11 protein-coding genes are annotated in these 14,366 nt (G+C 32.8%); 8 read left to right on the forward strand and 3 right to left on the reverse strand.

Going from position 1 to position 14,366, the window contains the following annotated elements:
* Nucleotides 1–113: 113 nt before the first annotated feature.
* The 3 genes from glmS to AC15TD_RS02940 form a co-directional block, all read right to left on the reverse strand.
* Nucleotides 114–1,961, reverse strand: coding sequence for a glutamine--fructose-6-phosphate transaminase (isomerizing) (gene glmS / locus AC15TD_RS02930; protein ID WP_484450644.1), 1,848 nt, complete (start codon nt 1,959–1,961; stop codon nt 114–116).
* Between the two features lie 168 nt (nt 1,962–2,129).
* Nucleotides 2,130–3,815 carry a BamH family beta-barrel-assembly machinery protein gene (gene bamH / locus AC15TD_RS02935; protein ID WP_484450645.1) on the reverse strand — a complete coding sequence of 562 codons (1,686 nt, stop codon included), beginning with the start codon at nt 3,813–3,815 and terminating at the stop codon, nt 2,130–2,132.
* Between the two features lie 28 nt (nt 3,816–3,843).
* Entirely contained in the window at nt 3,844–4,653 is an 810-nt protein-coding gene (locus AC15TD_RS02940) for a glycogen/starch synthase (RefSeq protein ID WP_484450646.1), read from the reverse strand.
* A gap of 195 nt (nt 4,654–4,848) precedes the next feature.
* Between AC15TD_RS02940 and panC the strand changes: the two genes are divergently transcribed.
* The 8 genes from panC (at nt 4,849) to AC15TD_RS02980 (ending at nt 14,253) form a co-directional block, all read left to right on the forward strand.
* Nucleotides 4,849–5,697, forward strand: coding sequence for a pantoate--beta-alanine ligase (gene panC / locus AC15TD_RS02945; RefSeq protein WP_484450647.1), 849 nt, complete (start codon nt 4,849–4,851; stop codon nt 5,695–5,697).
* 13 nt (nt 5,698–5,710) lie between these two features.
* Complete coding sequence (panD, locus tag AC15TD_RS02950; RefSeq protein ID WP_484450648.1) at nt 5,711–6,061, forward strand: aspartate 1-decarboxylase; 351 nt, start codon at nt 5,711–5,713, stop codon at nt 6,059–6,061.
* A gap of 3 nt (nt 6,062–6,064) precedes the next feature.
* Nucleotides 6,065–7,042, forward strand: a complete 978-nt coding sequence (locus AC15TD_RS02955; RefSeq protein ID WP_484450649.1) for a lysylphosphatidylglycerol synthase transmembrane domain-containing protein — start codon at nt 6,065–6,067, stop codon at nt 7,040–7,042.
* Between the two features lie 67 nt (nt 7,043–7,109).
* Nucleotides 7,110–8,258: an alpha/beta hydrolase gene (locus AC15TD_RS02960; protein WP_484450650.1), complete on the forward strand. Its 1,149-nt coding sequence runs from the start codon at nt 7,110–7,112 to the stop codon at nt 8,256–8,258.
* The gene (gene radA, locus AC15TD_RS02965; RefSeq protein ID WP_484450651.1) at nt 8,259–9,617 is read left to right on the forward strand and encodes a DNA repair protein RadA; all 1,359 of its coding nucleotides are present in this window, start codon (nt 8,259–8,261) and stop codon (nt 9,615–9,617) included.
* Between the two features lie 156 nt (nt 9,618–9,773).
* On the forward strand, nt 9,774–13,178 hold the full coding sequence (gene ileS, locus AC15TD_RS02970) for an isoleucine--tRNA ligase (RefSeq protein WP_484450652.1): 3,405 nt from the start codon (nt 9,774–9,776) through the stop codon (nt 13,176–13,178).
* Between the two features lie 4 nt (nt 13,179–13,182).
* Nucleotides 13,183–13,563, forward strand: coding sequence for a TraR/DksA family transcriptional regulator (locus tag AC15TD_RS02975; protein ID WP_484450653.1), 381 nt, complete (start codon nt 13,183–13,185; stop codon nt 13,561–13,563).
* 69 nt (nt 13,564–13,632) lie between these two features.
* Nucleotides 13,633–14,253 carry a lipoprotein signal peptidase gene (locus AC15TD_RS02980; protein ID WP_484450654.1) on the forward strand — a complete coding sequence of 207 codons (621 nt, stop codon included), beginning with the start codon at nt 13,633–13,635 and terminating at the stop codon, nt 14,251–14,253.
* Nucleotides 14,254–14,366 lie beyond the last annotated feature (113 nt).

The raw sequence follows: 14,366 nt of genomic DNA on the forward strand, positions 1-14,366 counted from the left end.
CCAAATTTAAGAATTATTCATTTAATGGCAAGCCAAAACTTTGGAGAGGTGATTTTTACTTTAATAGTAAAAATCACCTCTCCAAAATGTTGTAATAAATATGCCTATCACAGTTATTCCACCGTTACAGACTTCGCTAAATTTCTTGGTTGATCAACATTTTTTCCGAGCAACACGGCGATATGATATGAAAGTAATTGTAAAGGAATTGTAGTTAATAATGGCGTTAATGATTCTAATGTTTCAGGCACTTCAATAACATGGTCTGCTAATTCTCTGACATCAACGTCTCCTTCAGTAACGATAGCTATAATTTTTCCTTTCCTTGATTTAATTTCCTGAATGTTACTCACTACTTTTTCGTAGTGTCCTTTTTTTGTAGCGATAACAACAATAGGCATATTTTCGTCGATCAAGGCAATAGGGCCATGTTTCATTTCGGCCGCAGGATATCCTTCAGCATGGATATATGATATTTCTTTTAATTTTAAAGCACCTTCAAGTGCCACAGGGAAATTATAGCCTCTTCCTAAGTATAAGCAGTTACGAGAATTTTTATAAATATCGGCTATCATTTTAATATGTGCGTCAGATTCTAAGGCTTTCTCTACTTTTTTAGGAATCATTTCAAACTCGAGTAAATAATGACGGAAGTCTGAACTAGTAATGGTGCCTTTGGCTCTTGCTAAACGTAAGGCAATAAGAGATAAAACAGTAATTTGCGTGGTAAAAGCTTTTGTTGAAGCAACTCCTATTTCAGGACCTGCATGTGTATAAGCGCCTGCATGTGTTTCTCTGGCAATAGATGAACCAACAACATTACATACTCCAAAAACAAAAGCCCCTTTAGATTTTGCTAATTTTATAGCGGCAAGTGTATCGGCTGTTTCTCCAGATTGTGAGATTGCTATAACAACATCTCTTTCTGTAATAATGGGATTTCTATATCTAAATTCTGAAGCATATTCTACTTCAACAGGTATTCTGGCTAAATCTTCAAAAATATATTCTGCAACAAGACCTGCATGCCATGAGGTACCACAGGCAATAATAATAATTCGGTCTGCAGCCAGAAACTTCTTCATGTTATCTTCAACACTAGACATTTTTATGATAGCATCTTCTCTGTTAAGCCTTCCGCGAAAAGTATCTGTAATTGCTTTAGGTTGTTCATAAATTTCTTTAAGCATAAAATGTTCAAAACCTCCTTTTTCTATCTGTTCCAAATTCATTTGGAGCGCTTGAATATAGGGGTCGACTAATGAATCATCCTTAATTTTTCTAACCTTTATATCTTTATTTAATCTTATAATGGCCATTTCTTCGTCTTCTAAATAAATGGCATTTTTAGTATACTCAATAAAAGGAGAGGCGTCGCTTGCTATAAAGAATTCATCTTTACCAACACCAATAGCTAAAGGACTACCTAAGCGGGCAATGACTATTTCATTAGGTTGTGTTTTATCAAAAACCGCAATAGCATAAGCGCCTATTACTTGGTTTAAAGCAATTTGAACTGCTTTTCCTAATTTAACATTTTCTTGCTTTTTTACTTCTTCAATCAGGTTTACTAAAACTTCAGTATCGGTATCAGACTTAAACGTATAGCCTCTGGAGATTAATTCTTTACGAAGTGATTCGTAGTTTTCAATAATTCCGTTATGAATAATTACTAAATTTTCAGAATTAGAATAATGAGGATGAGAATTAACATCATTTGGTACACCATGTGTAGCCCATCTGGTATGACCTATACCAATATGACCAACTGATGACATTTCTTTTTCTAATTTGTTTTCAAGATCGACAACTTTCCCTTTTGTTTTAGAAACATTCAGGTTTTTTCCATCATAAAGAGCAATACCAGCACTGTCATATCCGCGATATTCAAGTCTCTTTAATCCTTCAATTATAATAGGGTAAGCTTTTCGAGGTCCAATGTATCCAACAATTCCACACATAAGTACTTAATTTTGATTTGGTTAATAATAGCAGCGACAAATATGTAAAATAATAATTAAATATGGATAATTATTATACAAAGGCTACACTTTATACGATGAAATTCAACAATCTGGAATAAAAAAGCGAGATTTTCAGTGTATATAATTTACTACAGGCAGATATTTTTAATTTTCCTTACTTTCTGTAAAATAAACTTCTAAAGTCATTTTTTTCTCTTGGGCACTTTCATTACTACCGTATAATACAGTTCCTCTTGGTGTAATAATTGAAGCTTCAGGAACTCCAGTAACACCGTCCATACTGTTTAGAATAGGAGCGTTAGTTGTTAGGTTAACATTAGTTGATAGTACAAGGCCTATTTTGGTATTTGTAGAATCTCTTAGTAAAATATTATTTAGGTGTTCTGTGATGCGTATTTTATATTTTGGAACACCATTGTCATTTGTATTGCGTTGTCCTAAATGTACAAATTTTGAACTTAAAGGGTCTGTTGAATTTGCCGTTGGGTCGAAATCATAATCAATTAAAGGGATGTTGTTTTTTGCATCATAAGCATAAATTCTATCGTATTTATGATAATCTGAATCACCGCCAGTAGCGACACTTTCATCTTCATAAATCACAAGTTGAGCCTCGTTAATTAATTTTTTTAAGACAAACTTACCATCTTCTAAAATGTATTCTCCGTTTTCATCTACAGCTCTGTAAGATTTCTTAAAACATTCTAGAGCAGAAATTTCTGTACCGTCACAATCTACCATCCCAGACAAAATGTCAATGACAGCCATTGAGCCTTCTGCGCCTTTTAAATAAAGTTTTTCGTCACCATTAGTAGGGTCGCCATTATCTAAAGATACTAAACTGTAATTATTTATAAACGTATTTAGTTTATTTCCGCTAAAGTTAAATGTATAGGTACTTTGTAGTCTTTCTCCAGTTGTTATAGTAGAGTCATAAGAATAATATATGGTTACACTAGAACTGCTGTTAGCCAAATTAAGCATAATCATATTACCCTCATTATTGATAGCTTCAGCTTTTATAAAAAGACCTCTAAAATAATCTTTAAAATTATTTGCGTTACTTAATTCAGTACTGCCTTCTTTTTCTAGAATTGCCAACCTCCAGAACTCTGGATCTAAATGTGCTCTTAATGCTGGAGCTAATCTTTCAAAAGTTTCTGCGCCATCACTATTAATGGATTTTAGAATAATAGGGTCACTCGTTGGTAAAAAAGAATCATTATTGTAAATAGTTTCAATAGATTTGAAATTATCAAAATTTATAGAACCGTTTTCTGTAATAGCAAAATTATCGGTATCATTAATAGTGCCACTTGCATTTGAATAGTAATTCTGCGTTATATCTGATTCTGAATTAGGATCAAAATCTCTAATAAAATAGTTGTTTCGATGTATTGCTAGCTTAATTGGATTACTGCCAAATAAAGAATCACTTATTGAGTAAGTGAGGTTTCCATCCGTATCCAGTTCTGGTAATGTTTTAGAGTAATAAGGGATATTTAAAATGACAGAATCAATAGTAGGATTGCCACCAAAAGTTGGGTCGTATAATGTTGGCGTTATTTGCGTAACAATGCTTGCCGTTGTTTGCCCATAAGCAGGGTCGTTGAAAACACCTAATAACGTATTATTTAAATTATTAATTTTTAAAGAATCTAGTTTCTTGTTATACGCAACAATAGGTAGTTGATAATGATCTGTATTAAAACTTTTTTGTCCAATAACATCACTTTCAATAGAGTTGAAATCTTGATCGCATGCTACTATTACTAATGCAATAAACACTATAAAACCAGTAAATTTAAGGGCTTGAAATATTTTTTTCATAGATATTTTGAAAGGAATAATAATGATGTTAAATGAATACTTGAGAATTTAAAAACTCCGAGTAGGCTTCGCCAAATTCATCTTTAAATTTGTATTCTAAAACAGGCTTATTAGATGCTTTTAAGTAGGTTTCTAATTCTTGTGGAATATTTTCAGAACCAACAATAAGAGCATCAGAATGGTTAATAGCAATTTTCATTAAGTTATTATATGAAGGCGTTTCTAAAACACTTATTTTCTCGGCATCAATATTATCAAATTTAATTTTGTTAAGCATATCCTTATTTAACGTTTCATCAAAACTTTGATTGTATACCGAAGTCACAATTTTACTTTCATTAAATAAAGGCTCATCTTTATAGTATTCTTTTAAATAAAGAGGCAATAATGATGCCAACCAACCATGAACGTGAATAACATCTGGTGCCCAGTTTAATTTTTTAACCGTTTCTATAACGCCTTTGGCAAAGAAAATAGCGCGCTCATCATTATCTGGAAATAAATTACCGTTCTCATCTGTTAATGTCGCCTTTCTTTTAAAATACTCATCATTATCTATAAAATAAACTTGAATACGTTCTTTTGGAATAGAGGCTACTTTAATAATAAGAGGCATATCTAAGTCATTTATCACCAAATTTATCCCAGATAGTCTTATAACTTCATGTAATTGATGTCTTCTCTCATTTATATTACCATATCTAGGCATGAATATTCTTATTTGACCTCCTTGTTGATTTACCAATCTTGGAGCTTCAAAAGACATTGAAGAAATTTCGGTTTCAGGTAAATAAGGTACTACTTCAGATGATACATACAATATCCTCTTATCTTTCATATTATAGATTTTGTTGTTTTAACGATTTTATGTAATGAGAATTTTTAATTTGAATAGCATAAAAAACGAGAAATAAACGTTCTAGAATTAGGCTCTATTAAAAAAAATCAAAATAAAAAACACGCAAAAGTACAAAATTTTATGCAGATTGAATGTAAAATCTTAAGTTTGCACCCGTTAATTTTTTATTAAAAAATGGTTGTTTTTTCAGATATAGAGCAAATTACAATGACAATTGATGCTTTTAAAGCAAAACAATTTACTATTGGGTTTGTACCTACCATGGGAGCATTACATAAAGGGCATTTAGCTTTAGTTGAAAAAGCATTGGCTAATAATGATAAGGTTTTTGTAAGTGTATTTGTAAACCCAACGCAATTTAACAATAGTGATGATCTTGTAAAATACCCCAGAACTTTAGAAAAAGACATTCTTTTGTTAGAATCACTTTCTGAAGAAATTTTAGTTTTTGCCCCTTCGGTTGATGTTGTTTACGATGGAAATACAGTATCACAACAGTTTGATTTTGATGGCTTAGAGCATAAAATGGAAGGAGAATTTAGACCTGGTCATTTTAATGGCGTTGGAACTGTAGTAAAGCGTTTGTTTGAAATAGTGAGACCAAATAACGCCTATTTTGGTGAAAAAGATTTTCAGCAACTACAAATCATTAAAAAACTTGTTAAAAAGTATGATATACCTGTTAAAGTTATAGGTTGTAAAATCCAGAGAGAACCTAGTGGTCTTGCTATGAGTTCTAGAAATACCCGACTGACAGATAATGAAAGAAAGGCGGCTTCATTTATCTATCAAACCTTAAAAACTGCCAAAAAACAATTTGGCACAAAAAGTGCTCATGAAGTTACAGAGTGGGTCACAAAGCATTTTGAAAATCATGAATTGTTAAAGCTTGAATATTTTATTATTGCGGATGTTGACACTTTAAAAACAGTAAAACAAAAATCAAACAATAACGTTTATAGAGCGTTTATAGCTGTATATGCAAGCGATATTAGACTAATAGATAATATCGCATTAAATTAATTATCTTTGCCACATGCAAGTTCAAGTAGTAAAATCTAAGATTCACAGAGTTAAATGTACTGGTGCAGACCTAAATTACATTGGTAGTATCACTATTGATGAAGATTTAATGGAAGCAGCCAACATTATACAAGGCGAAAAAGTTCAGATTGTTAATAATGACAATGGTGAACGATTAGATACATATGTTATTCCAGGGCCACGTAACAGTGGTGAAATTACCTTAAACGGAGCTGCTGCTAGAAAAGTTTCTGTTGGTGATACCTTAATTTTAATAACCTATGCGTTTATGGATATTGAAGAAGCAAAAACGTTTAAACCTTCTTTGGTATTTCCTGATGAAGCCACCAACTTATTGAAATAAATTTTGTCTCTACACCTAAAACGGTATATTAAAATTTTTCTTCCATTATTACTGGGAGTCTTTTTGGTATGGTATGCGCTTTCAAAAGTATCGTTAGATGAATTATTGGTGTATTTAAAGGAAGCCGATTACAAATGGATTATTCTTGGTGTTTTTTTTGGGTTGTTAAGTCATCTTTCTAGATCATACCGTTGGGTATTTATGCTAGAGCCATTAGGCTATAAAATTAAATTAGGCAATAGTATAATGGCGGTGTTTGCGGCTTATTTAATTAATTATACTATTCCAAGAGCAGGAGAAGTTGCAAGAGCTTCTATTTTAACAAATTATGAAAAGGTGCCTTTTGAAAAAGGTTTTGGCACTATTGTTTCAGAGCGCATTGCAGACGTTATTGTGATGATGGGAATCATATTAGTAACCTTGTTTCTTCAATTTGATTTTATTTATAATTTTTTAATAGTCAAATTTAACTTTACTAAAATTATCATTGGGGCAGTAATCCTGTTACTGTTTGGTATTATTATTTTAAAGTTTATAAAACATAGTGAATCTAAAATTGCGACAAAAATTAAAACCTTTGTAAAAGGATTATTTGAAGGGGTTTTTAGTATTTTTAAAATGAAAAAAAAATGGCCTTTTATTTTTCATACCTTGTTTATTTGGGGTATGTATGTGCTCATGTTTTATGTGACGTCTTTTGCTATTAAAGAATTAAATGACATTTCAATGGGAGCAATTTTAATAGGTTTTATTTCAGCCAGTTTTAGTATTGCCGCCACGAATGGAGGTATAGGCTCCTATCCGCTTGCCATCTACGCAGCGTTTTCTATTTTTGCAATTGCCAAGGAACCTAGTCTAGCTTTTGGTTGGATTATTTGGGCGTCGCAAACACTGCTTATTATTATTTTTGGTGGTTTATCACTAATTTACTTACCTATTTATAACAGAAAAAATAGAGACAAAACAACTTCAAAGGTTTAGAATACTTTCTTTTTAAACTTTCGCTTTATTTGTTAACTTGCCATGTGTAATTTATCAAATGATTAATATGAAATCAGTTTTTTGCTTTTTATTTTTAGTGCTTGCTTTCAATAGTTTTCAATCGCAAGTTATTTATGAGCCTTTTGAATCTTATAAGTTGGGAGAGTCAAGAGAACTTAAAATTCAATTACCCAGAGGATATGATAACACTGACAAAAAAATCTACCCGTTATTTATTGTTCTTGATGGGGATTATATGTTTGAAGCCGTTGCAGGAAATGTCGATTATTTTTCTTATTGGGAAGACATGCCGGAATCAATTGTTGTTGGAATTAACCAACTAGATAAACGATTAGATGATTGCTTGTATTCTGAACAGAATTCACTTCCTGTTGAAACAGGAACTAACTTTTTTGAATTTATAGGAACAGAACTTATTCCATATATCCAAAATAAATATAAAGTTGGTAATTTTAAAGTAGCTGTAGGTCATGGGGAAACAGCGAATTTCATCAATTATTATTTGTTAAAACAGCAACCTCTATTTCAAGCCTATATTGTTGTGAGTCCAGAATTTGCTCCGCAAATGAATACGTTTGTTTCTGATAGATTGGGTACTTTTGAAAACAAAATATTTTATTATTTAGCCACTTCAACCACTGATGTGCCCTATATAAAAAAGGAAACGAAAGCCTTTAACACAAGTCTTTCCTCTATAGATAATAACAATCTGTTTTATTATTTTGATGAGTTTGAGGGGGCATCTCATTATTCAGTTCCAACACACGCTATTCCTAAAGCATTAGAAGATATATTTTCAGTTTTTCAACCCATTAGTAAAGATGAATACAAAGAAACAATTCTAAAGTTAGAAGAATCGCCTGTTGACTATTTGTTAGAAAAATATCAAACCATAGAAGATTTATTTGGTATAGAAAAACAAGTTCTAATTAATGATTTTAAAGCCATTGAAGCAGCTATTGAGAAAAATGAAACGTTTCAATATTTCGAAGCCTTAGGAAAATTAGCCAGAGATGAATACCCAAATACAGTTTTAGGAAGTTATTACATGGCTCGATTTTATGAAGAGACTGGAGAACCAAAAAAGGCTATGAGAACCTATCAATCGGGTTACTCATTTGAAGAAATAGGAGGCATTACTAAAGATGAAATGTTAGAAAAGGCGGATGCTATTAAAGCAGATTTTGGATATTAAATGGCTAAAGTAAAAACAACATTTTTTTGTCAGAATTGTGGAAGTTCATATGCCAAATGGCAAGGACAATGTACGGCATGTAAAGAATGGAATACCATTGTTGAAGAAGTTATTCAAAAAGAAGAAAAAAGCACTTGGAAATCGTCAACATCATTAGTAAAACGAGTTTCAAAGCCCTTGTTAATTCAAGATATAGATACGACTCAAGAATCCAGATTGAACACCTTTGATACCGAGTTTAATCGTGTTTTGGGAGGAGGTATTGTTCCTGGATCGTTAATTCTTTTAGGCGGAGAACCAGGTATTGGTAAAAGTACACTTCTACTTCAAGTTTCACTAAAATTACCTTATAAAACCCTCTATGTTTCTGGTGAAGAAAGTCAAAAACAAATTAAAATGCGTGCGGAACGCATTTATCCGGGCAATACAAATTGTTATATTCTAACAGAAACAAAAACACAAAATATTTTTAAGCAAATTGAAGCTTTAGAACCAGACATCGTTGTTATCGATTCTATACAAACGCTACATAGCGATTACTTAGAGTCCTCTTCTGGAACTATTTCTCAGATTAAGGAATGTACTGCAGAGCTTATAAAATTTGCTAAAGAAACGGCAACTCCAGTTATACTAATTGGTCATATTACTAAAGACGGCAATATTGCCGGGCCAAAAATCTTAGAGCATATGGTTGATACGGTGTTGCAATTTGAAGGAGATCGAAATCATGTGTTCAGAATTTTAAGAGCTAATAAAAATCGCTTTGGATCTACTAATGAGCTTGGGATTTATGAAATGCAAGGTTCTGGGTTGAGAGAAGTTTCAAATCCTTCAGAAATTTTAATTTCAAAAAAAGAGGAAGAACTTTCTGGAAATGCTGTAGCCGCTACCCTGGAGGGCATGCGTCCTTTAATGATTGAAGTACAAGCCTTAGTTAGTACCGCTGTTTATGGCACACCACAACGAAGTGCCACAGGTTTTAATGCCAAACGGCTAAATATGCTTCTGGCAGTTTTAGAAAAACGAGCAGGGTTTCGTTTAGGTGCGAAGGATGTTTTTTTAAATATAACAGGCGGTATTAACGTTGATGATCCCGCCATTGATTTAGCCGTTGTGGCCGCTATTTTATCGTCAAATGAAGATGTCTTTTTACCTAAAGATGTGTGTTTTGCTGCCGAAGTAGGACTTTCTGGCGAAATTAGACCTGTACAGAGAGTAGAGCAGCGTATTTTAGAAGCTGAAAAACTAGGATTTAAAAGTATTTATATATCAAAATATAATAAAATAACATCAAAACCAAAAGGCATAAAAATTCAACTAATTTCTAAAGTTGAAGAGTTAGTAAACCTGATACTTTAGAAATTAGTCTTCCTTTTTATATTTTGTTTGCTCATAATTAGGGATTGAAAATAATAAGAAAAAAACCAAAGCAATTGTTTTGGTTTTTTTTTGCTTAAAAATTAACCATTTAAGGAATTATCCTTAATTTCGCACCTCGATTAGAATTTTGATATAATGAGTGCTAAATTTCCTGAATATAAAGGACTTGACTTACCAAAAGTTGCAGGCGACATCCTCAACTATTGGCAAGAAAATAATGTATTTGAAAAAAGTGTAACCACAAGAGAAGGCAATAAACCATTTGTTTTTTTTGAAGGGCCTCCTTCGGCAAATGGACTTCCTGGAGTACACCACGTTTTAGCACGTGCTATTAAAGATATTTTTCCGCGTTATAAAACCATGAAAGGTTTTCAGGTGAAACGAAAAGCTGGTTGGGATACGCATGGGTTGCCCATTGAATTAGGTGTAGAAAAAGAGCTAGGAATTACCAAAGAAGATATAGGAAAAACCATTTCAGTAGAAGATTATAACGCCGCATGTAGAAAAGCCGTGATGCGTTATACCGATGTTTGGAACGATCTTACCCAAAAAATGGGATATTGGGTAGATATGGAGGATCCATATATTACCTATGAGCCAAAATACATGGAATCTGTTTGGTGGTTGTTAAAGCAGATTTATGATAAGAATTTGTTGTACAAAGGGTATACGATTCAACCCTATTCCCCAAAAGCAGGAACAGGCTTAAGTTCACATGAGCTGAATCAACCAGGCACCTATCAAGATGTTACCGACACTACTGTTGTTGCACAATTTAAAGCAAATCAAGCCTCATTGCCAGATTTTTTAAAAAATGAAGGCGATATCCATTTTTTAGCCTGGACTACCACACCTTGGACATTGCCAAGTAATACAGCTCTAACTGTTGGTCAAAAAATAGAGTACGTTTTAGTAGAAACCTTTAATCAATACACATTTGAACCAATAAAGGTGGTTCTTGCAAAGAAATTAGTGCGTTATCAGTTTTCCGGAAAATTTAATCAGGTAGAAGGTCAAAAAGCATTATCAGTTTACAAACCTAATGATAAGAAGATACCTTACCATATTATCAAAGAATTTGTTGGAAAAGATTTAGTAGGAATAACATACGAGCAATTATTACCATACGCCTTGCCAAATGATAATCCAGAAAATGCATTCAGAGTTATTTCTGGAGATTTTGTAACGACCGAAGATGGAACGGGGATTGTTCATACGGCCCCGACGTTTGGTGCAGATGATGCTCTGGTTGCAAAACAAGCAACGCCGGAAGTTCCGCCCATGTTGGTGAAAGACGAAAACGGAAACTTAGTGCCACTGGTAAATTTACAAGGAAAATTTAGACCAGAAATGGGAGAGTATGCGGGTAAATATGTTAAGAATGAATATTACCGCGATGGTGAAGCACCTGAACGTTCGGTAGATGTTGAACTTGCTATCAAATTAAAAGAAGAAAATAAAGCCTTTAAGGTCGAAAAATATAAACACAGCTACCCTAACTGTTGGAGAACCGATAAACCAATTCTTTACTATCCATTAGATTCTTGGTTTATAAAAGTGACCGATGTTAAGGAGAACATGGTCGCATTAAATAATACCATTAATTGGAAACCAAAAGCTACTGGTACAGGTCGTTTTGGTAACTGGTTAGCCAATGCCAATGATTGGAATTTATCGCGTTCACGCTATTGGGGAATTCCATTACCAATTTGGAGAACCGAAGATGGCAAGGAAGAAACCTGTATTGGTTCGGTTGAAGAACTAAAACAAGAAATGTCGAAAGCTGTTTCAGCAGGAGTACTTTCAAAAGATATTTTTGAAGATTTTGAAGTTGGAAACAATTCCGAAGAAAACTATGCGAAAATAGATTTGCATAAAAATATAGTTGACAAGATTGTATTAGTTTCAGAAACCGGCAAACCAATGAAACGCGAAAGTGATTTAATTGATGTTTGGTTTGATTCTGGTTCTATGCCGTATGCACAATGGCACTATCCGTTTGAAAACAAAGAAAAAATTGATACAAACGAATCATTTCCTGCAGATTTCATTGCAGAAGGGGTCGACCAAACACGGGGTTGGTTCTATACGCTTCATGCGATTGCTACGATGGTTTTTGATTCTGTAGCTTATAAAAATGTGGTGTCTAATGGTTTGGTTTTAGATAAAAACGGACAAAAAATGTCCAAGCGTTTGGGCAATGCAGTTGATCCTTTTGAAACCTTATCAACTTATGGCGCCGATGCCACGCGCTGGTATATGATAGCCAATGCCAATCCGTGGGATAACTTAAAGTTTGATTTAGAAGGCATTGAAGAAGTAAAACGAAAGTTCTTCGGTACACTTTACAATACCTATTCGTTCTTTGCATTATACAGCAATCTTGATAATTTTAAGTATGGCGAAGATGAAATTCCTTTGGCGGAAAGACCGGAAATTGACCGATGGATTTTATCTGAACTTCATACATTAATAAAAAAAGTAGACGCGTTTTATACTGATTATGAGCCAACCAAAGCAGCACGTGTTATTTCAGATTTTGCGCAAGACCATTTAAGTAACTGGTATGTGCGTTTAAGTAGAAGACGTTTTTGGAAGGGTGACTATGAAATCGATAAAATTTCGGCTTACCAAACATTATATACGTGTATGTTAACCATTGCAAAGTTAGGAGCTCCCATTGCACCATTCTTTATGGATAAGCTCTATATGGATTTAAATTCGGTTACCAATAAAGAGTCTTTCGAGAGTATTCATCTTGGTGAATTTCCTTTATTTGATGCATCTTTCGTTGATAAATCTTTAGAACGTAAAATGGAAAGTGCGCAAACAATATCATCTTTAGTTTTGTCGTTAAGAGCTAAAGAAAAAATAAAAGTACGTCAGCCACTTCAAAAAATTATGATTCCTATTAATAGTGCGCAGCAAAAGGAAGAAATTTTGGCCGTGTCAGACTTAATAAAACATGAAGTAAACGTTAAAGAAATTCAACTTTTAGAAGACGCTTCAGATATTCTTGTAAAACAGATAAAACCTAACTTTAAAACATTAGGACCGCGTTTTGGAAAGGATATGAAAGCCATTGCTAATGCAGTAATTAACTTTACTTCGGAAGATATTAACAAAATAGAACAAAATGGCCATTTAGAAGTTGCTATTAATGGAAAAAATATTACTTTAGAACGCACAGATGTAGAAATCACATCTCAAGATATTGAAGGTTGGTTGGTTGCAAATGAAGGGTCTTTAACAGTAGCTTTAGATGTTACAATTTCCGAAGATTTACGAAAAGAAGGAATTGCTAGAGAACTAGTAAATAGAATACAGAACTTGCGTAAAGATTCTGGTTTTGAAGTAACAGATAGAATTGACGTTCTACTTCAAAAAGACGAAAACATTGTTAATGCTGTTAAAACGAATATGTCGTATATTAAGGCAGAAACATTAACAGAAGAATTAGAAATTATTGAACAAATAGACAACGGTATAGAAATTGCTTTTGATGATGTAAATACAAAGTTGTTTATTAAAAAACACTAAAATTATGGGCGGAGACACAAACATTAGATACTCAGATAAAGACTTAGCAGAGTTTAAAGAGTTAATTAAAGAGAAAATACAAAAAGCACAAAATGATTTGGAGCTTATTCGAAGTGCGTATATGAATGATCATAACAACGGCACAGAAGATACCTCACCAACATTTAAAGCTTTCGATGAAGGTAGCGAAGTAATGAGTAAAGAATCAAACTCACAATTAGCAATTAGACAAGAAAAATTTATTCGTGATTTAAAAAATGCTTTAATCAGAATAGAAAATAAAAGCTATGGAGTTTGCCGTGTTACAGGAAAACTTATAAATAAAGAACGTTTAAAATTGGTGCCTCATGCGACTTTAAGTATTGAAGCAAAAAACATGCAATAATTAGTATTAAATATATATTTGAAACGTCTCAAATTTTGAGGCGTTTTTGTTTTAGAATACGGCAACTACATGTCCTTAAAAAAGTCTATTGTAATCATTATTATAATTTTACTAATTGATCAAATAAGTAAAATTTACATCAAAACACATTTTGCTTTAGGTGATGAATACCGAGTATTTAATTGGTTTAGAGTTTATTTTGTAGAGAACGACGGCATGGCATGGGGAACAAAAATTAGTGATTTTGTTTCTTTCATTTCCGATAGAACTGCTAAAATTGTTTTAACCCTTTTTAGAATAGTAGCTATTATAGGTATTGGCTACTGGCTTATTGATGCTACTAAAAATAAAAGTCCTAAAGTATTATTATTGGCTATTGCCCTAATTTTTTCAGGCGCACTGGGTAATATTATTGACTCGGTATTTTATGGCGTGTTATTTAATGATAGTTACGGACAAATAGCATCTTTTCTGCCTACAGAGGGCGGTTATGACGGATTACTTCATGGTCGTGTAGTAGATATGCTTTACTTCCCACTTTGGAAAGGCTATTTACCAGAATGGTTTCCGTTTGCTGGAGGCCAATTTTTTACATTTTTCGAACCTGTTTTTAATATTGCAGACATGGCTATTAGTACGGGATTCATAATGCTGTTGGTGTTTAATAAAAGAGCTTTTTCTAAAAAGTAAGGAATCAAGTTAAAAGCAAATTAAGTAAAATACTTACAAGTAAGTATTTTGTAAGTCGATTGTATTTATTAACTTTATATTTTTATGAAACAAACATAATCTCTCAACCATAA

Source organism: Yeosuana sp. (genome assembly GCF_057126245.1).

Excerpts from the sequence above, each read along its gene's own strand:
- AC15TD_RS02940 (WP_484450646.1), bottom strand. The coding sequence starts at position 4,653 with ATGAAAGATAAGAGGATATTGTATGTATCATCTGAAGTAGTACCTTAT.
- AC15TD_RS02980 (WP_484450654.1), top strand. The coding sequence starts at position 13,633 with ATGTCCTTAAAAAAGTCTATTGTAATCATTATTATAATTTTACTAATT.
- ileS (WP_484450652.1), top strand. The coding sequence starts at position 9,774 with ATGAGTGCTAAATTTCCTGAATATAAAGGACTTGACTTACCAAAAGTT.
- AC15TD_RS02960 (WP_484450650.1), top strand. The coding sequence starts at position 7,110 with ATGAAATCAGTTTTTTGCTTTTTATTTTTAGTGCTTGCTTTCAATAGT.
- panC (WP_484450647.1), top strand. The coding sequence starts at position 4,849 with ATGGTTGTTTTTTCAGATATAGAGCAAATTACAATGACAATTGATGCT.
- bamH (WP_484450645.1), bottom strand. The coding sequence starts at position 3,815 with ATGAAAAAAATATTTCAAGCCCTTAAATTTACTGGTTTTATAGTGTTT.
- radA (WP_484450651.1), top strand. The coding sequence starts at position 8,259 with ATGGCTAAAGTAAAAACAACATTTTTTTGTCAGAATTGTGGAAGTTCA.
- panD (WP_484450648.1), top strand. The coding sequence starts at position 5,711 with ATGCAAGTTCAAGTAGTAAAATCTAAGATTCACAGAGTTAAATGTACT.
- glmS (WP_484450644.1), bottom strand. The coding sequence starts at position 1,961 with ATGTGTGGAATTGTTGGATACATTGGACCTCGAAAAGCTTACCCTATT.
- AC15TD_RS02975 (WP_484450653.1), top strand. The coding sequence starts at position 13,183 with ATGGGCGGAGACACAAACATTAGATACTCAGATAAAGACTTAGCAGAG.